Annotated in this window: 21 protein-coding genes; 14 read left to right on the plus strand and 7 right to left on the minus strand. The window is 69.0% G+C overall.

All coding sequences use genetic code 11. The features are described 5' to 3' along the window. Positions 1–19 precede the first annotated feature (19 nt). From FU260_RS03180 to FU260_RS03210, 7 genes are all read left to right on the plus strand, one after another. A complete protein-coding gene (locus tag FU260_RS03180; RefSeq protein ID WP_147915746.1) occupies positions 20–1,219 on the plus strand; it encodes an enolase C-terminal domain-like protein in 1,200 nt (399 codons plus the stop codon). Positions 1,220–1,267: 48 nt separating this feature from the next. Beyond that, a complete protein-coding gene (locus FU260_RS03185) occupies positions 1,268–2,503 on the plus strand; it encodes an AGE family epimerase/isomerase (protein ID WP_147915747.1) in 1,236 nt (411 codons plus the stop codon). Positions 2,504–2,520: 17 nt separating this feature from the next. Then, positions 2,521–3,516 carry an alcohol dehydrogenase catalytic domain-containing protein gene (locus tag FU260_RS03190; protein ID WP_147915748.1) on the plus strand — a complete coding sequence of 332 codons (996 nt, stop codon included), beginning with the start codon at positions 2,521–2,523 and terminating at the stop codon, positions 3,514–3,516. A 48-nt stretch (positions 3,517–3,564) separates the two neighbouring features. Continuing rightward, on the plus strand, positions 3,565–4,242 hold the full coding sequence (locus tag FU260_RS03195; protein WP_147915749.1) for an RraA family protein: 678 nt from the start codon (positions 3,565–3,567) through the stop codon (positions 4,240–4,242). 114 nt (positions 4,243–4,356) lie between these two features. Then, positions 4,357–5,487, plus strand: a complete 1,131-nt coding sequence (locus tag FU260_RS03200; protein WP_147915750.1) for a Gfo/Idh/MocA family protein — start codon at positions 4,357–4,359, stop codon at positions 5,485–5,487. Continuing rightward, positions 5,484–6,209 (plus strand): ThuA domain-containing protein, encoded by a 726-nt coding sequence (locus tag FU260_RS03205; protein WP_147915751.1) that lies wholly within the window; start codon positions 5,484–5,486, stop codon positions 6,207–6,209. The genes FU260_RS03200 and FU260_RS03205 overlap by 4 nt, the downstream gene beginning before the upstream one ends. A 49-nt stretch (positions 6,210–6,258) precedes the next feature. Then, positions 6,259–8,520, plus strand: a complete 2,262-nt coding sequence (locus FU260_RS03210; RefSeq protein ID WP_147915752.1) for an alpha-glucosidase — start codon at positions 6,259–6,261, stop codon at positions 8,518–8,520. Between the two features lie 58 nt (positions 8,521–8,578). On the opposite strand, the gene FU260_RS03215 is transcribed toward FU260_RS03210, so the two are convergent. Beyond that, the gene (locus tag FU260_RS03215; RefSeq protein WP_235912373.1) at positions 8,579–9,574 is read right to left on the minus strand and encodes a helix-turn-helix transcriptional regulator; all 996 of its coding nucleotides are present in this window, start codon (positions 9,572–9,574) and stop codon (positions 8,579–8,581) included. 32 nt (positions 9,575–9,606) lie between these two features. On the opposite strand from FU260_RS03215, the gene FU260_RS03220 reads away from it, so the two are divergent. The 3 genes from FU260_RS03220 to FU260_RS03230 all read left to right on the plus strand — a co-directional run bounded on the left by FU260_RS03220 (position 9,607) and on the right by FU260_RS03230 (position 12,334). Next, positions 9,607–9,948, plus strand: coding sequence for a YdeI/OmpD-associated family protein (locus FU260_RS03220; RefSeq protein WP_147915753.1), 342 nt, complete (start codon positions 9,607–9,609; stop codon positions 9,946–9,948). An 84-nt stretch (positions 9,949–10,032) separates the two neighbouring features. Next, on the plus strand, positions 10,033–10,458 hold the full coding sequence (locus FU260_RS03225; protein WP_147915754.1) for a VOC family protein: 426 nt from the start codon (positions 10,033–10,035) through the stop codon (positions 10,456–10,458). 442 nt (positions 10,459–10,900) lie between these two features. Further along, positions 10,901–12,334: an HNH endonuclease gene (locus FU260_RS03230; RefSeq protein ID WP_147915755.1), complete on the plus strand. Its 1,434-nt coding sequence runs from the start codon at positions 10,901–10,903 to the stop codon at positions 12,332–12,334. 59 nt (positions 12,335–12,393) lie between these two features. Here FU260_RS03230 and FU260_RS03235 read toward each other — a convergent pair whose 3' ends face one another. From FU260_RS03235 to FU260_RS03255, 5 genes are all read right to left on the minus strand, one after another. Further along, complete coding sequence (locus FU260_RS03235) at positions 12,394–13,128, minus strand: ubiquinone/menaquinone biosynthesis methyltransferase (protein ID WP_147915756.1); 735 nt, start codon at positions 13,126–13,128, stop codon at positions 12,394–12,396. 167 nt (positions 13,129–13,295) lie between these two features. Further along, on the minus strand, positions 13,296–15,293 hold the full coding sequence (locus FU260_RS03240; protein ID WP_147915757.1) for an FtsX-like permease family protein: 1,998 nt from the start codon (positions 15,291–15,293) through the stop codon (positions 13,296–13,298). Next, entirely contained in the window at positions 15,290–16,045 is a 756-nt protein-coding gene (locus tag FU260_RS03245) for an ABC transporter ATP-binding protein (protein ID WP_147915758.1), read from the minus strand. The genes FU260_RS03240 and FU260_RS03245 overlap by 4 nt, the downstream gene beginning before the upstream one ends. 119 nt (positions 16,046–16,164) lie before the next feature. Next, positions 16,165–16,854 carry a response regulator gene (locus FU260_RS03250; protein ID WP_147915759.1) on the minus strand — a complete coding sequence of 230 codons (690 nt, stop codon included), beginning with the start codon at positions 16,852–16,854 and terminating at the stop codon, positions 16,165–16,167. Continuing rightward, positions 16,851–18,098: a sensor histidine kinase gene (locus tag FU260_RS03255; protein ID WP_147915760.1), complete on the minus strand. Its 1,248-nt coding sequence runs from the start codon at positions 18,096–18,098 to the stop codon at positions 16,851–16,853. The genes FU260_RS03250 and FU260_RS03255 overlap by 4 nt, the downstream gene beginning before the upstream one ends. 183 nt (positions 18,099–18,281) lie before the next feature. On the opposite strand from FU260_RS03255, the gene FU260_RS03260 reads away from it, so the two are divergent. Continuing rightward, a complete protein-coding gene (locus FU260_RS03260; protein ID WP_210418193.1) occupies positions 18,282–18,884 on the plus strand; it encodes a hypothetical protein in 603 nt (200 codons plus the stop codon). Positions 18,885–18,889: 5 nt separating this feature from the next. Then, positions 18,890–19,999: a hypothetical protein gene (locus FU260_RS03265; RefSeq protein WP_210418194.1), complete on the plus strand. Its 1,110-nt coding sequence runs from the start codon at positions 18,890–18,892 to the stop codon at positions 19,997–19,999. A 380-nt stretch (positions 20,000–20,379) separates the two neighbouring features. Here the strand turns inward: FU260_RS03265 and FU260_RS03270 are convergent, their stop codons facing one another. After that, entirely contained in the window at positions 20,380–21,321 is a 942-nt protein-coding gene (locus tag FU260_RS03270) for a GlxA family transcriptional regulator (RefSeq protein ID WP_147915761.1), read from the minus strand. A gap of 108 nt (positions 21,322–21,429) precedes the next feature. On the opposite strand from FU260_RS03270, the gene FU260_RS03275 reads away from it, so the two are divergent. Together FU260_RS03275 and FU260_RS03280 are read left to right on the plus strand one after the other, a co-directional pair. Continuing rightward, a complete protein-coding gene (locus tag FU260_RS03275; RefSeq protein WP_068102119.1) occupies positions 21,430–21,741 on the plus strand; it encodes a putative quinol monooxygenase in 312 nt (103 codons plus the stop codon). A gap of 155 nt (positions 21,742–21,896) precedes the next feature. Beyond that, positions 21,897–22,283 carry a GlcG/HbpS family heme-binding protein gene (locus tag FU260_RS03280; RefSeq protein ID WP_235912374.1) on the plus strand — a complete coding sequence of 129 codons (387 nt, stop codon included), beginning with the start codon at positions 21,897–21,899 and terminating at the stop codon, positions 22,281–22,283. Positions 22,284–22,412 lie beyond the last annotated feature (129 nt).

Consider the following 22,412-nt stretch of genomic DNA (forward strand, 5'->3'; position numbering starts at 1 on the left):
GCTGCAGAAGAGGACCAACGTGAAAATCTCTCGCATCGATGCCTACGCCGTCACCGTGCCGATCGAGGCGCCGATCAGGCACTCCTACGGAGTTCACCTGGCATTCACCCGCACCATCGTCGAGCTGCACACCGACGAGGGCATCGTCGGACTCGCTGAGACGGCGGCCTCCCCGGAGCAGGTGATGAGTTCCGGTGGGGCAGCCATCGGTCTCAACCCTTTCGACCTCGAGGTGATCCGGCAACGTGTCAGTGGACGGTTCTACTGGAGCCAGGACCCGCTCGTCGCGGCGGCTGTGGAGATCGCCTGCGTAGACATCATGGGCAAAGCGCTCGGCGAGCCGGCGTACCGCATCCTTGGTGGCAAGGTGCGCGACGGCATGACCGTCGCGGCCTACCTCTTCTACCGCTACGCCAGCGGGGGGCAGCCCGATGTCGGCACACCGGAGGAGATGAGCGACCACGCGCAGAGTCTGGTCGACCGGTTCGGGTTCGGCACGGTGAAGCTCAAGGGTGGCGTGCTGGATCCGGAGATGGAGGTTCGTACCATCGAACGGCTCCGGGAAGACCTGCCGGAGGACACCAAGCTCCGGTTCGATCCCAACGCCGCATGGGTGCCCGCCACGGCGACCCGGTATGCCCCACGGTTCGAGGCGGCGGGTCTGGAGTATTACGAAGACCCGGCGCCCGGCATCGAAGGTATGGCGACCGTGCGCTCGCGCACCAACCTGCCGCTAGCCACCAACATGTGCGTGGTGGACTTCCCCCAACTGGTTCCCGCGGTGCGCCGTGGCGCCATCGACGTGGTCCTGTCCGACCCCTGGTACTGGGGTGGCCCCACACGTACCCGCACGTTGGCCCAGATGTGCCACACCCTCGGTATCAGCATGGGCATGCACAGCAGTATCGAACTCGGTATCGGCATGGCCGTCATGGCCCACACCGGCGTGACCATCCCCAACCTCACCCTGGCGGCGGACGCGCACTACCACCACGCTACTGACGACATCATCGCCGGCGACATGCTGCTACCCAGCAACGGGATCGTCACACCGCCTGAGGGGCCCGGCTGGGGCGTGGAGCTCGACCCGGAGAAGGTCACGCGCTACCGGCGACTTCACGATGAAGGCAGCTACGCGAACGTGTACGTCGCCGCCGACAGCACCGCCGGTCCGGATGAGCGGCGGCCAGGTTGGCGACCGGTCATGCCGGCCTGGTGACGGCGAGCGAAGACACATCCACTGACGAGAGAACTGTGAGGTCTCACGATGCACCCTGGCTGGATCGGCAACGGACAGCACTCCCGATGGCTCGCGGCGCAGACCGACGCGCTGCTGACCTTCTACGCCCGCGGTTGCCCGGACACCGAGCACGGTGGCTTCTTCTGGGTCGACGGCAAGGGCGAACCGGTAGCGTCCGAGGGCAAGCAGCTCTGGATCAATGCCCGGATGACCTACGCGTTCCTGCTCGGCGACCTGCTCGGCATCCCTGGCTGTGCGCCGCGGGCTCAAGCGGGCCTCGACTACCTCCGCGAAGGACCGCTGCACGACACCGCGAACGGTGGATGGTTCTGGGCCGTTGACGCCGACGGCCGCCCGACCGACGACAGCAAGCAGGCCTACGGACACGCGTTCGTGATGCTGGCAGCGGCGGCCGGTCGAGCGGCAGGGTATGACACTCACGACCTGTGGACTGAGGTCACGGCACTGCTCGACAGCAAATTCTGGAACGAGGCCGACGGTCTGTTCGTCGATACCTGGGACGCCACGTTCACCGACCTCGAGGCCTACCGTGGTCAAAACGCCAACATGCACCTGGTGGAAGCGATGATGCTCGCCTGGGAGGTCTCGGGTGAGCCGGTCTTCCTGGACCGAGCGCAGAGCGTAGCCGAACGGCTGATCCATCGCCTGGCGGCAGGAAACGGGTGGCGGCTGCCCGAGCACTATGACGAGAGGTGGCACCCGGACCTGGACTACGGCAAGGGCCCGGACGCAGAGCTGTTCCGACCGTACGGATCAACGATCGGGCACTGGCTGGAGTGGTCGCGTCTGCTGCTGCAGCTGCACGGACTGGACCCGGCGCGCACCTCATGGGCACCGGACGCCGCCACCACTCTCTTCGCCCGCGCACTCCAGGAGGGCTGGGATGAGGAGCGAGGAGGCTTCGCCTTCAGCACCGACTGGGACGGGCGCATCTGGGATGCGGACAGGTACCACTGGGTGATCGCCGAGGCGATCGGGGCCGCGGTAGCGCTGCGGGCGCACACCGGCGATCCCGAGTACGACCGTTGGTACCGCCGATTCTGGGAGTTCGCCGACGCCCACGTGATCGATGCTGAGAATCGCAGTTGGATCCACCAGCTCGACGGTGAGAACCAACCTAGCAGCGATGCTTGGGACGGTAAGCCCGACCTCTACCACGCGTTGCAGGCGACGCTATTCGCCCGGGTACCTTTCGAAGGCAGTCTGGTCACCCGGGTCGCCGCCGGAGACGTCACGGCGTGAGCACCCCTCCAGTAACGATGCGAGCTGCAGTCCTACACGGGATCGGCGACCTACGCATCGAGGACCGCACCCGGCCCGCAGTGGGTGCGTCCGAGGTGTTGCTCCAGGTGATGGTGGTCGGCGTCTGCGGATCCGACCTGCACTTCTATGAGGAAGGACGCTCCGGGAGCGCCGTCGTGGCGGGACCGACTGTTCTCGGCCACGAGTTCTCCGGTCGGATCATCGGGGTGGGCACGGGTGTACCGACCAGTCGGATCGGCGAACGAGTCGCCGTAGAGCCGGGCACTCCCTGCGGATCGTGCCAGGCCTGCACGGTCGATGCGTACAACCACTGCGAGCGGATCCGGTTCGTGGGTGCCGCCACTATCGACGGCGCGATGCAGGAGTACATCACCGTTCCAGCCGGAAGTGCCTACCCGGTGCCCGCTCCCGTCAGTGACGCGGCGGCAGCCATGATCGAACCACTCTCGGTTGCTGTGCACGCTGTAGGCAGGGCACCGATCGGTCCAGCACAGCATGTCCTCGTCAGTGGCGCCGGACCCATCGGTCACCTCGTCGCGCAGCTTGCACACCGACGCGGTGCAGCCTCGGTCTGGCTCGTCGACCCGAACAGGGACCGTCTTGCGCATGCCCACGACCCGATCCGGATCGCAACTCCGGACGAGTGGGCAGCAGGTGGCCGACGCGTCGACGTCGCCTTCGAATGCTCAGGCTCACCCAACGGGCTCACTGCCGCACTGACATCGCTTCGGTACGAGGCCTCGCTCGTCATCGTCGGAGTCGGACCGCGAACCCTCGAGCTGCCGATGGACGCGATCCAGGAAGGTGAACTGACGATCACCGGCTCGCACCGGTACCGCCACACCTGGCCCGAAGCCATCCAGATGGTCGCCCGGGCCGACGTCGATCTGGACGCGCTGATTACGCACACCTTCCCGCTCGACGATGCCGCAGCCGCGCTTCGTGTGACCCGCACTGAGAATGCTGCCCTGAAGGCAGTCATCCGCCTCTAGACCAGCGTCGCTCGACGCACTCTCTTCTGTGAAAGGAACCAGTCCAGCGTGACCGACCAGACCCAGCTTCCTACGACCGATGCCGAGAAGTTCGCACTCATCCGTGACCGGCTCTATACCCCAGTCGTCGGGGACAGCCTCGATGCCCTCGGTTACTACCACCAGTTCCTGCCACCCGAGATTCACGGGATCACTCGCGAGACACGGCTGGTGGGGCGGGCGATGCCAGTGCAGATCGCCGATGTGTTCGGCCCCCAGCCCCAACCATTCGGTCGGCTCACCGAGGCCCTGGACCAGCTCGAGCCCGGTGAGATCTACATCGCTAGGAACGGGGAGCGGCCCACCTCAGCGTGGGGCGAAGTACTGACCGCCACCGCTAAAGCGCGGGGCGCCAACGGCGCGGTGCTCGATGGTTACCATCGGGACACCCCACAGGTTCTGGAGCAGAACTGGCCGGTATTCAGCTGGGGTCGCTATGCCCAGGACGCAGAGGTCCGCAAGGTGGTGACCGACTATCGCTGCCCGATCGAGATCGGCCAGGTCACCATCACCCCTGGTGACCTGATCTTCGGCGACTGTGACGGTGTCCTTGTGGTGCCGCGCGCCATCGAGGACGAAGTCCTCCAACGAGCCCTGACCAAGTCCGCCGGAGAGAACAAGGTGCGCTCCGCCATCGAAGCGGGGATGTCATCCACCGACGCATTCCGAGAGTTCGGTGTGCTCTAGATGTACCCGGCCAGACGGCAGGCGTGCCTCGTCCCGTAGCGGCTGCACGCCTGAGAACCCGAAATTGCCGATCTCCTCTGGTCGGCGCGCAGCCGAGGCTGACAGGATGCAGGAATGGCCCAGGATGCGAGCAGCGGAAATCAGCCCTTGCGGGTAGGAGTGGTCGGTCTGGGCTGGGCCGGTCAGCAGCACATGAATCGGTACGCGCAGCGGCCGGAGGTGCAGCTGGTGGGGATCGCCGGTCTGGAGGAGGAGCAGCGCGCCGAGCTGGCGCAGCGGTACGAGGTTCCGCTGGCCGTGGCGGACTGGCAGGAGCTGATCGCCCGCGGTGAGCTGGACGCGGTCAGCGTCGCCACGCCGACCTTCCTGCACGCACCGGTCGCGATCGCTGCGCTGGAGGCCGGGGCGCACGTGCTCACCGAGAAGCCGATGGCCCGCACCAGCATCGAGGCAGATGCGATGGTCGCCGCAGCCCGCTCCGCCGGGCGCGTGCTCCAGGTGGCCTTCAACTACCGCTACCGCGGGGACATCTCCGCCCTGGGTGAGCAGGTCGCCGAGGGAGTGCTCGGCCGCGTCTACCACGCCCGGGCGTGGTGGCTACGCCGGGCCGGCATCCCCACCCTCGGCAGCTGGTTCACCAACCGGGAGATGGCCGGCGGCGGGCCGCTGATCGACCTGGGCGTGCACGTGCTCGATGCGACGCTGCAGCTGATGGGCCGCCCGGAGGTAGCCGCGGTCAGTGCCCTCACCCACGCCGAGCTGGGCCAGCGGGGCCTCGGCGGCGCGAAGTCGCAGAAGCAGACGGTCGGCTCCGCGTACGAGGTCGAGGACCTGGCGGTCGTCCTGCTCCGGATGACCAACGGCAGCTCGCTGGCCCTCGAGGCGTCCTGGGCCACCCATCGCCCACAGGGGGACGAGCTGGCGATCACGCTCTACGGCACCGAGGCCGGAGCCGACCTGAAGATCGTGGACTACGCACCCCAGACCACAGTGCGGATCTACAAGAGAGCGCCGGACGGCACCGAGGACGTGGAGCTGCCCGGGCGCCCCGGGACCGGGCACACCGGAGTCGTCGACAGTTTCCTGGACGCAGTGGCCGACCCGTCCGGATGGCCTCAGCACGACGGTTCAGCTGCCGCCGAGCTGACCCGGGTGATCGAGGCCTGCTACCTCTCCGCCGACCTCAACCGCGAAGTGCAGCTGGCCGAGCTGAGCCAGGAGAACTCTCCGGGAGCAGCACGATGATCCGGGTACTGGTGTGGAACGAGAACTGGCACGAATCCGCTCAGCCACATGTGGCCGAGCTCTATCCCGACGGTATCCACGGCGCGATCGCGGCCGGGCTGACGGAACTGCTCGGTGACGAGGTCGAGGTTCGTACGGCCACTCTGGACGAGCCCGAGCACGGCCTGACCGAAGAGGCGCTCGCCGGTACTGACGTGCTGCTCTGGTGGGGGCACGTCAAACACGGGGACGTGGCCGATGAGGTAGCCGCCCGCGTGCACGAGCATGTGCTCGGCGGGCTCGGACTGATCGTGCTGCACTCCGGTCACTACTCGAGAATCTTCAGGGCACTGATGGGTACCACCTGTGGGCTCTCCTGGCGTAACGAAGGGGAGAGGGAGATCGTCTGGACGATCGATCCCACCCACCCGATCGCCGTCGGGATCGAGCAGCCGTTCGTGATCGAGGCACAGGAGATGTACGGCGAGCACTTTGACGTGCCACCGCCGGAAGAGCTGGTGTTCGCCTCCTGGTTCGCCGGCGGCGAGGTGTTCCGGTCCGGGATGACGTTCCGCCGGGGCCGAGGCAAGATCTTCTACTTCTCTCCCGGGGACCAGGAGTACCCCGTGTACCGCCACCCGCAGGTACAGCAGGTACTCGCCAACGCCGTGCGCTGGGCAGTGCCGGTACCCGGGGAGCGAACGGCCCGCGAGGCCCCGAACCAGCCCCGCACCTGGGCGTAGCCCAGCGGGGGTGGCGGTTGTGGCGTCCCGGCGCTGCGAAGATGAACCCATGCCAGAGCCGCGCTCCCGACGGCGTCGCCTCGCTCTCGTAGCAGTCGTCGCCGTGCTCGCCCTGGTGGTCGGGTCCGGGGTGGTGACCTGGTGGCGGATCCCACGCGATGACGTGGAGATGCTCGCGGCGGGCAGCCTGCAGGTCAGCGAGGCCATCCCGGAGACCAGCACCGCCGACGGGGTCACCGTCACGATCAGCACCGACCCGGCCCCGCAGGTCACCGTCGATACCGAGAACGGCACCGTCTGGAGCAGCGATGCCGGCCATGCCTTCCTCGGCGCCGGCCGCGGCGGCCTCGAGGTCGAGGAACACCGCGGCTACTTCTGGATGCAGACCGAGCACGATCACACCTGGACCACGCAGACACTGGAGGCCGTGAGCACCGCGAGCGACGCCGTCGTGCTGAGCGGGCAGCTGCTGGACGCCGACGGCACCGCCGGGCCGACCTGGCGGGCCGAGCTCACCGCCACCGACCGGGGCGCGATGCTGCATGCGACCCTGACCGGCGACGGCGAGCCCACCTCGCTCGCCTTCTGGAGCGGGCGCTCCGACCGGTCCGCCGTGCACGGGTTCGGCGAGCAGTTCACCGACTTCGACCTGGACGGCCGGCTGCTGCCGATCCTGGTCCGCGAGCAAGGGGTGGGCCGCGGGGAACAGCCGCTCACCCTGCTCGCCGACGTCACCAACCACGGCGCCGGCGGTACCGAGGTGATGACCTACGCGGCGCAGGCCTCCTGGGTGACCGAGGATCTCCGCGGCGTTCGGCTCGATCCCGCACTGCCCGATTCGCACGCACCGGCAGTGGCCGACACCAGAACTGCAGGCCAGGTGGGTCTGGAGGTCCAGGCCACCAGGCTGCGCGCCGAGCTGGTCACCGCGGACACCCCCCTTGAGCTGATCGCACAGCAGCAACAGGGAACCGGCCGCCCGGAGCTCGCGAGCTGGACCGGCGACGGCGCGATCGTGGGCATCCAGGGCGGTACCGAGGAGGTGCGCAGCACTGTCGCAGCGCTCCAGGACGCCGGCACCGAGATCGCCGGGGTCTGGCTGCAGGACTGGACCGGACAGCGCACCACCTCCTTCGGCGAGCGGCTGTGGTGGACCTGGCAGCTCGACACCCAGCGCTACCCCGGCTGGCGCGACCTGGTGACCGACCTGGCCGCCGAGGACATCACGGTGACCACCTACGTGAACCCGTTCCTGGTGGACCCGGCGAACATGGACTCCGCGCCCTCGCGCAACCTGTTCGCCGAAGCCGCCGAGGCCGGCTACCTGGTCACCGACAAGGCCGGCGAGCCCTATGCCCTGGACCAGGGCGGGTTCGACGCCTACCTGGTGGACCTGACCCATGCGGCTGCCCGGGCCTGGTACGCGGAGGTGATTGCCACCGAGGTGCTGGCCGATGGGGTGCGCGGGTTCATGGCGGACTTCGCCGAAGGGCTGCCGCTGGACGCGTCCTTGGCCGACGGCGATCCGCAGCTGATGCACAACCGCTGGCCGGCGCTGTGGGCCGAGACGGTGCGGGAGGCGTGCGAACGCGCCGAGCAGCCGGACTGTGTCACCTGGTTCCGCACCGGGGCACTGGGGATGGATGCAGAGACCCCGATGTTCTGGAACGGTGACCAGCTCACCTCCTTCGGTGCCGAGGACGGGCTCGCCTCCGTGCTGCTCGGCACCTTCTCCGCCGGGGTCTCCGGCTGGCCCCTGGTGCACTCCGACGTCGGCGGCTACACCTCGATCGACGCGAAGATCAAGAACTATGTGCGCTCTGAGGAGCTGCTCGCCCGCTGGGCAGAGCTCAGCGCCTTCGGGGTGATGATGCGCACCCATGAGGGCAATCGGCCGGCAGAGAACCTCCAGGTCGCCGACACCGCCGCGACCCGTGCGCAGTTCGCCCGGATGACCCAGATCTTTGCTGCGCTGAGCGACTACCGCGCCGAGGTGGTCACTGCCGCGACCGAGACCGGCGTGCCGGCGATCCGGCACGGCTGGTTGAACGCGCCGGGTACCGCGGCCGCCGAGGTAGATACCCAGTTCTTCTTCGGCCCGTCCATCCTGGTGGCCCCGGTGCTCACCGAAGGAGCGAGCGAGGTGGAGGTCACCTTCCCGCCAGGGCGCTGGCGGCATCTGCTCACCGGCCAGGAGTACGACGGCGGAGCCTCCGTGGTCGTCCCCGCTCCAGTCGGTACGCCGGCCGCCTTCGTCGAGACCTCGGATCCGTGGGCGGATCGGCTCACCGCGGCGCTGACGGGCCTGTAGGCGGAGCGTGCGGTGCCCGGCTCAGCTGGGCAGCGCGGGCGGACCGAAGTGGCGTGGGTCAGTTGCTGCTAGCCACAGCACCGTAGGCCGCGATGAGCTCGGCGCCGATGATCGCCAGCTCGCGGCGGACCGATTCCGGCTGGAGCACCTCGACCGTGGTACCCCAGCCGGCGAGCTGTTCCGCGATCGAACGGGCGGTGTGCGCCGCAACGCTCACCTCGATCCGACCGTCCTCGAGTTCGTCGACGTGATCCAGGTAGCTGCCGAAGTGATCGCGCAGCACCCACAGGTACCGGCGGGGAAGGCGCAGGGTGGCGCGCACCCGGGAGCGTTGGTCATCCACGAAGGCGGAGATCCGCTGCCACTCACGGTCCAGGTCGAAGTCCGCCGGCCGCTCGGCGGGCTCGGTGGTCACCTCGACGCTGCGGGTGCGGTCCATCCGGTAGGTCCTGGTCCCCTCGGTGCCGGCTCGCGTGGCCACCAGATACCAGTGGTTGCCCTTGACCACCAGGCCGAGCGGGCTGACCGTCGCCGTGCTGTGCTCGCCGGTCCGGCGGGTGTAGTCGAGCCGCACCTGGAGCTGGTCGACGATCGCCTGCTGCACCGACTCCACAGCCGCGGGGCGCTCGACCGCCAGCCCGCCCCAGCCCGCACCCTCCCGGCGGATCGCGGCAGCGGCAGCCTCGGCATCGCCACGAAACGGACCGGGCAGCGCCCGCACCAGCTTGCGCACCGCCGAGGCGGTCTCCGGCGAGGCATCCTCGGCGGCGCCGAGCAGCGAGAAGAGCGCTCGCGACTCACCCGCCGTCAAGCCGGTCAGGTCGGTGCGGGCGCCACCCACCAGGGACCACCCGCCCCGGCGGCCCGCCTGCGGGTAGATCGGCACCCCGGACATGGCCAGTGCCTCCAGGTCCCGCCGCGCGGTGGAGACCGAGATCTCCAGCTCGGCGGCCAGCTCGCCCGCCGTGATCCGGCCGCGGGACTGCAGCAGCAGCAGGGTGGAGATCATCCGGTCGGCGCGCATGAAAGAAAGTCTGCCAAACAAAGTGCTCATTCCGTGAACACTTTGACTGACAGAGTCGTCATATGGACGAAATCACCGCAACGGACTCCCGGCAGTGGGAGGCCTGGCTCGAGAGCCACTACGACACCGTCACGGAGGTGTGGATCCGGATCGCGAAGAAGTCCTCCGGCCGCGCGTCCGTCCAACCGCCTGAGGCCACCGAGGTGGCGCTGTGCTTCGGCTGGATCGACAGCCACCGCCGCGCCGGTGACGAGACCACCTACCTGCAGCGGTACTCCCCGCGCCGGCGGGGCAGCCGTTGGTCGGACCTGAACATCGCCGCCGCTCGGCGGCTGATCGCCGAGGGCCGGATGCGCCCGGCCGGGCTGGCCGAGTTCGAGAAGCGCCCCGCCGACCGGGCGTGACGCCGGACCCCGCTCCGGCCTGAACCAGCCACCATCCCCGCAGATCGACAACCCGTACCCCAGCCCCATCGACAGGAGATCACCATGCTTCGCGGATTCACCACCATCAACTACTACGTCGACGATGTTGCCAAGGCCGCCGCCTGGTACGCCGAGTTCCTCGGTATCGAGCCCTACTTCATCCGCCCGACGTCTCAGGACCCGGCCTACATCGAGTTCCGCGTCGGCGACTCGCAGGACGAACTCGCGCTGATCAGCAGCCGCTACCGGCCGGAGGGCTACCTGGTGGGGCAGCCCGCCGGTGCCGTCATGTACTGGCACGTGGACGATGTTCCGGCCACGGTCGCGCGTCTGGTCGATCTCGGGGCCACCCAGCTCGAGCCGCCGACCCAGCGCGGCGACGAGGGCTGGGTGACCGCCACTGTGGCCGATCCGTTCGGCAACGTGCTCGGGCTGATGTACAGCCCGCACTACCTCGAGCTTCTCGACCGGACGCGGGCACAGGCGTGACCGCGTCGCACAGCACCCGGCGAAAACCCTGCTGGCCGACGGCGACCACCGTCATATCGGCCCGGAGCCAAGCTGAGCGCGATGGCGGGACAATGCGCGATCATCCCTGCGGGTAGGGATCGGAGGTGCGTGATCTCGGGATTGCGAGCACGACACTGTCGATCTATTGCCACGTTTTCCACAACCCCTCCGTGGCCGGTGTCGGGTGTGCTATGGGTGTGGGCATCATGGTTCTGGGCGGGACTCGTAGGCGCCGACGGCGGCAATTCTGTGGGTTGTCTTCCGTTTCGTTCGCCAGGAAAACGGCTCCATCTGGTGAGTTGCTCAGTGCGGGCATCCTGCCGAGTAATTGTCGGTGGGAGGACGTAGTCTAGAAGCGGTACTCGAACATACGATCTATGACGGTTCGTCGTTGTTGATCGATGAATGGAGGTGAACGAGGTTGACGCTGATCACCGAGCCAACGGTGCCGGTCGCAGCTGATGAGTTGTGCGATCGGCTCGGGCAGGTCCGTGCTGAGCTGGCTGCGTTGGCCCAGTCCTCGTTCATGACCTTCTCCCAGGAGGAGGCCGCTAGCGTTGCCGGCGGTGTGGAGCAGGTGACTCGAGGGGTGGAGGCGCTGCAGTACCAGTGCGTCGGCGGAATCGAAGCCGGCCAGGCATGGAGCGCTTCCGGGTATCGCTCGTTCGCTCGCTGGTGGACCGTGCACACCCATCGCAAACAGCGCACGTCGAGCGCCGCACACCTACTGGCTCGAGACCTGCGCGACCGGCTGCCGCTGACCGCCGACGCTTTGCTGGAGGGCCGCCTGGGGATCGAGCACGCGAACGCGATGGCTGCTTTCACCAAGACCGAAGCCCATCGTCAGCAGCTCCTCGATGATGGGGTGGGGGAGGCGTTCCTGGTCGCAGAAGCAGCGAAGCTGGAGGCGGACGAGTTCGCCCGACTGGTCAAGGAGTGGGCCACCCGCACCGATCCGGGGGCGGCGGACCGGAGCTGGCGCGAACAGACCGCCCAGCGCGAGCTGTTCATCTCCCAGGTGCTGGACGGTACTGACATCCGCGGCTGGTTGGGTGCCGAAGAGGGTCAGCTGGTCAGCGAGGCATTGAGAGCGGTCATCGGGACTCCGAGTGTCGATGATGAGCGGAGCCCGGCCCAACGCCGAGCCGATGCACTTGTGCAGCTGTGCCGCTCTCACCTGGACTCCGGTGACCTCCAGCCCGGAGCCCGGATCCGGCCGCATATCGCGATCACCGTGGACTATGCGACCCTCGAGCGCCTGATCAACGCCACCAGGACGGGTGGGACCGCCTGCTCCGGGGCTGATGCATTCGGCCTCCCGACCACTCCCGTGACACCCGGCAACGACGCCGGTCATGGTCCGATGATCCCGGCCGGTCTCGACTACGATCTGCTAGTCGGAGCGACGCCGGGGACCTTCGCGAATGGAACTCCGATCCCGCACGGCCAGTTGGCGAAACTGTTGTGCGATGGTGAGTTCCACCGGGTCGTCTTCGGTCCTGAAGGGGAGATTCTCGACTCTGGACGGACCCAACGACTGTTCACCGCAGCGCAGACGCGGGCGATTATCGCCCGGGACCGGCACTGTCAGTACCCGGGCTGCACTGCGCCGCCCGGGATCGGTGAGATCCATCATTGTCTGTGGTGGTATCACCAGGGCGGCACCAGCACCGACAACGGGATTCTCCTGTGCTGGTGGCATCACACCGTGGTGCACCAGCGTCACCTGACTATCACCCAGCAGCGGAATGGCCCGAGCTCGACAGGCTGGGTCTTCACCGACCTCGACGGACGGGATCTCGGCCCAGCCCCGCCGCCGGCCCCTGCTCTGCCGCGACCACCGCCGCGGGAGTAGGGCTCGTTCCGGCGAACCTGAGAGGTAGCCTGTACCAGCTGGAGATCCTTGCCCATCCGCTACGGCTGCGCCGCCGACCCGGGGGTCGATCCGGGCTTGCGGGCCCAGATGATCATGTTCGTGGTGAGGAACCGGCGCCGCCAGCCGACGTCGGTGAAGCCGATCCCCTCCAGGGTTGCTGCGACCTGCTCCGGCCGGGCGAAGCCCAGCGAGGTTCGCGCCAGGTAGCTGTAGGCGGTCTTGTTCCCGGCCAGCAACCGCCCAGCGAGCGGGATCACCGTGCGCATCCCGAGTGCCACCGGGAGCTTGAGGATCCCGCGCGGGGGACAGGTCTCCAGCACCACGACGCGCCCACCCGGGCGCAGCACGCGGTACTGCTCGCGGAGCACGCCGGCCACGTCCTCCACGTTGCGCAGCAGGTAGCCCTGAGTGACGGCGTCGAAGGACTCATCGTCGAAGCGGAGGCTGTTCGCGTCCATCGGCTCCCAGGTGATGCTCTCGGCAGCGGGCCGCCGGGCGGCCAGGTCCAGCATTGCCTGGGAGAAGTCCCCGGCGGTGATCTGCGCCGAGGGGTAGAGCCGGCGTGCCGCCTGAGCGATCACCCCGGTGCCGGTGGCCAGGTCGAGCAGGTGGCCGTCGGCGGGAAGCTGGGCCCGCCGGGCCACCTCGGTGCACCATGCAGCGTGCCGGCCCAGGGTCATCACCGCGTTCATCCGGTCGTAGTCGGCGGTGATGGCGTCGAACATCTGGCGCACGTCCTCGCCGTGGGAGCTGGGCTCGGAGGTCGCGCTCATCGACTGTCCCTTTCCGGTCGTGACGGCTGCTGCAGGTCAGTGGAGAGGCGCCGCCAGATCTCTCGCGCCCACAGATCGTAACCGGCCGCACCGGCTGGGCAGCCATCGTGGGTGGAGAAACAGGGGGGCGTCGTTGCCGGAGACCGCGGCCAGCTCCAGCTGCCGCCTCACGCCGCGTGGCGGATCCTGCTGACCCGCCACGTCACTGCCATCACGGCACTGATCGCGATCAGCGTGACTGTCAGGGCGAGCCAGCCGTACGCCGCAAGGTCGACGGCGGACGCCGGATTGCCGAGCAGGCCGATTCCCGCACCAGCCAGGGCCGGGACGACCGCCGCAGTGCCGATCACGAGCGCCGCGACGGTGACGATCCCCGCCTCCACACCGGCGGTGGCCAGCAGCTGAGCCCGGGTCGCGCCGACCCGGTGCAGGAGTTGGAACTCGCTGCGCCGGCTACCGGTGAGCATGGCGAGCGTGTTCAGGGAGGCCAGTCCCACGAAGACCAGCAGCACCAGGGACAGGGTGGCCGAGAGCTGCTGCGAACCAGTGCCGGCTGCCGTGGCCTCGGCGGCGAACTCGGCCGGGTCCATCGAGGTGAGTCCCAGAGCGGCGGCTTCGGCCTGGATGTGGGACCCGGCGCCGGGAGCCAGCTCGATCAACGCGGTCGCGCCCGGAGCGGGGGCACCGATCTGCGCAGCGGTCGCCGCACCGACCAGATAGTCGCCGAAGCCCAGCCCGCGCCCGTGCACGGCGACGATCCGCAGTGCCTCCTCCTGCCCGGACACGCGCAGATCCACAGTTCCACCGAGGCCGTTCCCGGAGCCGGTGAGTACCTCCTCGCTGACGGCGACCGTGCCCGGTTCTCTCAGCGCGGACAGTGTCCCGGCGCTCACCTGGGGATCGAGAAGGAAGCTGCCGTCCGCAGCGGAGAGCGTGCGCACGGCTGTTGGCTCCCAGAGCAGCGAACCGAGGGCCTCGAGCTCCTCGTCCCGGTCGATCCGGGCCTCGGCCGGGAACGTAGCGGTGGCGGTCAGTCCGCTCACTCCCGGGGCACTGGCCAGCTGCGCTACCTGGGCCGGGGTCAGACCGGCCACGGACGTGACCACCAGATCTGCCTGCACCCCCGTACGCAGCTGGACCTGCGCCGTCGCGAGCAGTCCGGCATTGAGCCCTGCCTGCACCGAGCCCAGGGCGAGGAGCAAGGCCAACGGGACGACCGCCGTCGTCAGCCGCCGGGAGAACCCCCGCGCATTGGCGACCGCGAGGATCAGCGCCGGGCGGCGGGTGGGCCGGACCAGCCGGGCGGCCCACTGCGCACCCTGGTGCACCAGCAGCGGTCCGGCGAAGGCGGCGGCGGTGATCAGGAGCAGTGCTGAGGAGGCTCCAGGCGCGCTCCCGATGGTGCCGGGGAGTACGAGCGGTGTTCCAGCGCTGAGCAGCCCGGCGGCCGCGGTGACCAGGGCAGCGATACGCCGCGGCCGGCTCAACACCGAGGCCTCCTGACCGGTGCTGCCCAGCGCCCGGACCGGGCTGGCCCGCAGGATCGGCCGGGTGGCCAGGCGGGCGGCGAGCAACCCGGTGGGCACCAGGATCGCCAGCACGGCCACGATCGACACGGCCGGGAATCCGACGGTGAACCCCTCGGGCACCAGCCTGCCGCGCTCCAGCAGCGGGGTCGCCAGCCGGGCCGCCAGTACCCCGGGGACGACTCCCAGTGGCGCCGCGACCGCGAACACCAGCAGGGTCTCGGCGCTGGTCTGGCGGCGAACCTGCTCCGGCGTGGCGCCGAGCGTGCGCAACAGCGCGAACTCCTTGGCCCGCTGCCGCAACGCAGCCGCAAAGGTGCTGGCCACCACAAGGATGACGATCAGCACTGTGGTACCCGCGAAAGAGGTGGCGATCGTGGTGAGGAACCCGGCCTGCGTGGCGCCGGCCGCGGAGGCGGCGATCCCGGTCTCGATCCAGGTACCGGTCGCGGTCAGCAACGCGGTCGCGAGCCAGACGATGACGAAGGTGCCCGCCAGGCTCGAGCGATTCCCCCGGACCGCAGAGCGGGCCAGGGGCCAGATAGTGCTCAGGTCTGCTGGTTGCGAGGGACGCTGTGGTGCCTCGCTCCGGTCCACCTGGTTCCTCGGCGTCCCTGCGCGAGGGCTCCGCACGTTCATCGAGCCAGCTCCTCGAGGTGCCTGCGGATCTGGCCCGCTGAGGGTGCCTGCAGGTGGGAGACGAAGCTTCCGTCGGCAAGGAAGAGCACGTCATCGGCCATCGAGGCCACCTGGGCGTCGTGGGTGACCAGCACCAGGGTCTGGTCGAGCCGGCGGGCCGTGGTCCGCAGCACGTCCAGAACCTCAGCACCGGTCCGGGCGTCCAGAGCACCGGTCGGTTCGTCGGCGAAGACCACTGTGGGGCGCGCGATCAGCGCGCGGGCGATCGCCACCCGCTGGCGCTGCCCGCCGGACAGCTCGCTCGGGCGCCGCTGGGCCATCCCGTCCAGCCCCACCGCGGTGAGCAGGTACTGCTGCCACGCCGGATCTGGTCGCCGGCCGTCCAGCAGGAGCGGTAGGTGGATGTTCTCGGCGACGCTCAGGTGCTCGATCAGGTTGTAGGACTGAAAGACGAAGCCCACCCGCGATCGGCGCAGCCGGGTCACCTGCTCCGGTGCCAAGGTGGTCAGGTCGGTATCGCCGATGAAGACCTGGCCGCTACTCGGCGTCTCGAGGCCGGCAGCGATGGTGAGGAAAGTGGACTTGCCCGAACCCGAGGGCCCCATCACCGCAGTGCTGGAACCGGGCACGAGGGCGAGCGAGACCGAGCGCAGCGCCTCGATGGTGTCAGGTCCGTTCGGGTAGCGCTTGCGCACCTGCACGAGCCTGACGGCCGTGTCCAGACCGGTGGTGGCCGATGGGGCGATACTCATGCGATGTTCCCTCCGTCGCGGACGGGATCTCCGTCTCTCTTCGACGCTAGGGAGTGGCGCCCGAGGGTTCTAGCGGCCCCCGATGGCACTCATCAGATTGCATCCTTTGATGCAACACCTCATCCCGGCGGCTCGGACGCACCGGTCGGCGCCGCGGTGACGATGTGGTTCTGATACGCCCACACCACCGCCTGGAGCCGGGAGCGCACCCCGATCTTGGGCAGCATCCGGGCCAGGTGGGACTTCACCGTGGCCACCTCCACCACCAGCGAACGGGCGATCTCCTCGTTCGACATCCCCTCGGCCAGGAGCAGCAGGATGTCCCGCTCGCGGTGGGTGAGCAGCTCGGCGCCACGCTGCGCCGTGACCGGCTGCAGGGACCGGCGCTGAGCGAACTCGCGCAGCACCCGGCGGGTCAGCGACTGGTCGATCGTGCCCAGGCCGGCGGCCACCTGCCGCACCGCTGCCACGATGGTCTCCGGGGCGGAGTCCTTGAGCAGGAATCCCGAGACGCCGGCCTCCAGGGCCCCGAACACGTAGTCGTCCAGGTCGAACGTGGTCAGCACGAGAACGGGGATCGGGTCGGTGACCTCAGGCCCGCACAGCTCCCGGGCCGCGCTGATCCCGTCCCGGCCTGGCATCCGCACGTCCAGGCAGGCGACGTCGGGACGCAGTGACGTGGCCAGCTCGACCGCCTCGATACCGTCCGCAGCCGTGGCCACCACCTCGATGTCCGGTTCGGATGCGAGCAGGGCCTGGAGTCCGGCGCGGGCGAGGGCGTGGTCATCGGCGATGAGTACCCGGATCATGTCGCCTCCTGGGCGCTGGTGCGCGGGATGGTCAGCTCGACCTGCCAGCCGCCGTCGACCACCGGGCCGTAGCTGAGCTCTGCGCCGATCAGCTCGGCACGTTCATGCATCCCGCGCAGCCCGAAACCATCGCGGCCCGGCGGGCTGGCGGCCTCCGCCGGCCCGTTGCGCACGGTGATCACCACAGTGTTCTCACCGCGGTCGTCCAGCTCGACCGATCGAGCGGCGCCGGCGGCGTGCAGCTGGGTGTTCGCCAACGACTCCTGCACCATCCGGTAGCCGGTCAGGTGCGCGGCTGGGCCCAGGTCCGCACCGAGCATGCCGGCGTCCGGGGCGCGGACGGTCAGCTCGATCGGGTGCTCGGAGGTACTGAACTGCTGCACCAGCTCCGGCACCGCCGCGAGAGTGGCAGGCCCCTCGTCGTCGTCCTCCTCCCGCAGCAGGCCGACCAGCCGGCGCAGATCGTCCAGCACCAGACTGCTCTGCGCGCGGATCTGCTGCACCCCGGCTCGTGCGGCCGATGGATCGGTGTCGATCTGCAGGTCGACCGCTGCGGCCATCAGGGAGAGGCCGGAGAGGTGGTGCGCGGCAATGTCATGCAGCTCGCGGGCCATCGTGGTGCGCTGGGTGGCGATCGCGGCCTGGATGATCGCATCGCGTTCACCGGCGAGGGCGCGTAGCTCTTCGCGGTGTGCTTCACGGGCGGCGCGCCGGGCGGCCACCAGGAGAGCGATCACCAGGGGCCCGCCGACCACCAGCACCGCCTGCAGCAGCGCTGCGGCCACTGCCGGGCCCGGGCCGATGCCGGCCGGGTCGAGCAGCTGGTTCGCGGCGTAGCCGGCACCGAACAGCAGCACTGCTGCGGTAAGTCCCGCGCGCAGCCGGGGGAGCGGGTGGGAGACGGCGGCGAGGTAGACGGTCACCATCACCGGTAACGAGGTGAGCCCGAACCCGTCCCCCCGGGCCAGCCAGACCGCCAACAGCGGAAGACCGGCCACCGCCAGTACCGCCACCACCGGGAACGAGCGTGCCGCAGCGACGGTGACCGACTGGAGTACGAACAGGGCGACCAGCCACCACCAGCCGGGCTCCGCCGGATGCGGGCTCGCCGTGTCTCCGGCCAGGGCGACCAGCACCGGCAGGACGAACAGCAGCACCAGGGTCACCAGCGCGGTGCCGAGGGCCGCGAAGGCGTCCCGCCGACCGACCACAGCGGCGAGCCGATGCATCGCAGATCCCTTCACCTCGTGTCCTGGTGGGAGCCTATGCCACCGCTGTTCCGGCGGACTCGGGGCGGGGCTCGTGGCGCTTCGCCCGAGGTGGCCTGGCCGGCGTTCCCGGACCGGCCGTGAAGGTCCTCCTCAGGGAGGACCCGGTCGGCCCACAGGGACGATGCCGTCGGCCGGCTCCGGCGGGAGGGTGAGGGCATGCCCTCACCACGAGCAGAATCCCGGCGACGCCGACGGCGGTCGATCCGTTGGCCCGACACTGTGCCCGGCACTCCGCGTTGGGCCGTGCTGGCGGCCTACGCCGTGCCGCTTTGCATCCTGCCCTCAGCGCTCTGGCGCACGGTCGGGGCGCTCGACGGCAGCCTGTCCGTGGACGGCACTCCGCTCTGGTACGTGCTGATGCTCAGCGCGCTCTCCGTCGGCCTGGGGCTGCTCACCCTCGGCCTGGTCCATTCCTGGGGAGAGCGGGTGCCCTCGTGGGTGCCCCGCCTCGGTGGCCGGCGTGTGCCGGCCCGGGCGGCCGTGCTCCCAGCGGGCATCGGTGCGTTGCTGCTCGCTGGGATCATCGCCGTCGCAATCTATCGCTGGAACACCTTTGCGGCGATTGATCCGGACTCACCCCTGACGTGGATGAGCGATCGAGACCTGATGACGGATCTGCGGCCGCTGTCCCAGCGGGAGGAGGCCGGCATCGTGCTCTGGACCTACGCCCCGATGATCGCCTGGCCGGTGTTGCTGGCGGCAGTGACCTGGGCCTACCGGTGGCGGCGTACCGGCGGTAGCCCGATGGTGAAGGGCTGACGGCGGTGGTCGACCTGTCGCCGGTGGATACTCCTGCCGCCTCGCCATTGTCACGAAAGGGCTGGCCGCACCGGATCCCGCGGGCGGGGGTGCTCTGGGCGGCGTGCTACGCGGCGGTCCAGCTGGTCTGGGTGATCAGCGGGACGGACGTGCCGTGGTCGCCACAGGTGTCCGAACCGTCCTGGCTGCTGCTCGTCCGCGGCCTGCTCGCCGTGCTCGCCGGAGCTGCCTGCCTGGCGGTCGCCCGACGGCGCAGCGTGGGCCGGCGCTGGTTCGTCCGGCCGGCGCTGCTGGTCGCCATCCCCGCGCTCGCCTCCGGGATGATCAGTCTTCCGGCCCAGCTGGTCACGGTGGCCGCCGGGGCCGGGGTGGACAGTGTCCCGGCCGCCGTCCAGGTGCTGCTCAGCACGATAGGTCTGTGCCTGCTCGGACCCACTGTGCTGGTCTCCGAACGTGATGCGCGGGGAGCCTGCGCGCGTTGCGGCCGGCAGCACGCAGGTGAGGCGAACACGGTGCGGCACCCGAGCGCGACGCCCGCCTCGCGCAGGACCACAACCCTCGCTGGCATCCTGGCCGCGGGCCTGCTGCCCTGGGCACTGACGAAGACCGTCTGGTGGCTCGGCGGAACCATCTTGGGCGCACCTGCCGAGGCCTGGCGGGCCGCCAACTCGGCGGAGACTCCGGTCGTGGCAGCGCTCGGTGCCCTCGGTATCGATGTGACGGTGCTGGCGGCCGGGGTTGCCGTGGTTCTGCTGCTGGCCCTGCTGTACACCTGGGGTCAGGTGTTTCCGAGGTGGGTCCCCTTCGGTGGTGGGCGTCGGGTACCGCGACTGACGGTACTGCTGCCGGCCTGGTTGTGCGGGTTCCCCCTGGCGACCTACGGCGCCGTCCTGGTGGTCTACGTCCTGCTGATCGGCGCCGGTCTGCTGCCGGCGCCGGAGGTCTCCGCACCGTTCACCTCGACTGCCGGGGTGACCTGGATGACCCTTTTCGGCGGCCTCGCCTTCGGCGGACTGGGTGGCGGTCTGCTCGTTGCCGCTCGCTCGTACGCACGCCGGACCCGCCCGTGGTGCGGACGGCCGGAAGGAGCGACCAAACGGGCTCTTCCCAGATGAGGGTGTAGGTCGGCCGGGCGCGTCGGTCCGCAGGTAGACGTCGAGGTCTCCCGACGATGGAGGTTCCTACGCCATCCATCCGAAAGACCTCGACGTGACCGACGCTACCCCGCCGGCCGGCTTCGGCCGCCTTGACCTGAGCGCCTTCGCGTCTCATCCCAATCGACCCTGATCGGGTCTGCTGATCCTCTCGACGAGAACGCAGCGACACATCACAGCCACCCGACCCCGACCGTCCGGGAAGCCGGGGCACGTCACATGGGCTGTGCTGCGGGCGTGTCGAGTGGGTAGTCCAGGGGCGACGCAGGAGCGTCGACGCGACGTGCTGAGAGGTGGTTCCAGTCGAGCACTAGGACACCGGCTACAGGCATGGCGATAGGTCAGGAACGGCGTCGCTCCCTGCGCAGGAGGGAGCGCAGAGTCTCGGCGTTTGCGTAGCCGACCCGTAGCGCGATCTCGGCGGAGGTGAGGTCCGTGGTTGCTGAGAGGTGTCGAGCTCGTTCGGTGCGAAGCCGTTGGACGAACCCGAGCGGAGTGAGGTTGAGCGCCGCACGGACTCGTCGTTCGAGGGTGCGCCGGCTGGTGCCGAGCGACTGCGCGACGAAGGCGACGTTGAACGGTTCGTCCAGGCGGGCGCGCACGAAGCGTTCGAACTCGACGACGATCGGGTCCTCGTGCCGGAGATGTTCGTAGGCGACGAAGGCCGCCTGCGACGGGCGCTCGTCGATGATGAGGAGCTTGGCGACACGTTGGGCCAGGTCGGGGCTGATCGATCGCACGAGTGAGAGCGCGAGGTCGATGTGGGCGAACGCGGCGCCGGCGGTGACGAGGTTCCCGTCGACCACGACCATGGTGTCGAGATCGAGGGCGACGGTCGGATAGCGCTTCAGGAACTCCGGCCCCAGGAACCAGCTGGTCGTCGCCCGCCGATGATGCATCCGTCCGGTCTCGGCGACGGCGAACACGCCGGTGCACGCCGCGGCGATCCGGGTGGTCGCCTCGTCGAGGCGCCCGAGCGAGGCGATGACCGAACGAGCATCTCGGCTCTGGAGGGCGTCGTGGGTAGCGGCGGCCGTGAGGGTTCCAAGCGCAGGGACGACGACCACGTCGAACTCTGCGGACTCCGACAGCGGGTGGTCCACCGACAGGGTCATCGATGTTGTCGTGGTCACTCGCCGTTTCGGTCCGAGGATGGCGAGTTCGATCGGGTCGATCCGCGGGTCGACATCGCTGCGGGCTCCGTCGGCCACCCGCACGATGTCGATGATCGACGCGACAGCCGAACCGAAGCAGCCGTCGATCGCGATCAGTCCGATACGCATGGCGTGAACAATAGCAATACTGTCGTATACGCCACTTCTCACATGCCCTTGCTCGTCATACGCTGAACTCGCTTCACCAAGAAACCTCGACACCTAGGAGAACCCCTCATGTCCACACCCGCATCACTTCCGTATGCCTTCGTCGCCAAGATCGTCGCGGCCGATGGACAGCACGACGCGCTCGCCGATCTGCTCGCCGGCGCTGTCGCCCTCGCCAACGAAGAAGTAGGAACGATTGTCTGGTTCGCGGTCAGGACCCACGCCGACACCTTCTGGATCTTCGATGCATTCCCCGACGAGGCCGCTCGCGACGCCCACGCCAACGGCGCCATCGTCGCAGCCCTGACGGCCAACCAGCACCTCCTCGGCGCAGCACCCGAGATCCTGCCGGCCGACGTCCTCGCGTCCAAGCTCCCGTAGTCCGCCCACGCACGTTCGCAACGCGAAGCACAACACGAGCGCTGTCGGTCACAAACTCAACAGGCAAACCAACGGGCGGCTCTGGAGCGGCTCGAGCCACAAAGCGCACGCCACATTCGAAGGAGCAATTGATGCTATCTATTCCTACATTGTCGTTGGACGACGCCAAACGTGTCATCGCGGCAGCAGAAGCTGAATCCAGCACGCAGGGTCAGCCCAGTAACATCGCCGTCGTCGATGCCGGCGGCAATCTCGTCGCTCACGTACGGATGGACGGAGCGTGGCTGGGCAGCATCGACATCTCGATCAACAAAGCCTTCACGGCCCGCGCGTTCGACACAGCCACCAAAGACCTCGGCGACCTCGCCCAACCCGGTGAGCAGTTCTACGGCATCCACGCCTCCAACGACGGTCGGGTGATGATCTTCGCCGGTGGCATCCCGCTCGAGCGCGACGGCCAGGTCGTCGGCGCCGTCGGCGTCAGCGGAGGAACCGGTGACCAAGACCAGGCCGTCGCCGAAGTCGCCGCCAGCGCCTTCTGAGACCGACCCGCACCGAACCCGGCCCCCGGCCGGCAGCCCACCCCCCGAAGGAGCCGCACCATGCGTGCTCTCGTGTACCACGGTTGTGAAGCGCCCCAGGTTTGATGCCGCTCCCTTCTGAGTCCAGGA

Origin of the sequence: Ruania zhangjianzhongii (genome assembly GCF_008000995.1) — a bacterium.
In the GTDB taxonomy this organism is placed as follows: domain Bacteria; phylum Actinomycetota; class Actinomycetes; order Actinomycetales; family Beutenbergiaceae; genus Ruania; species Ruania zhangjianzhongii.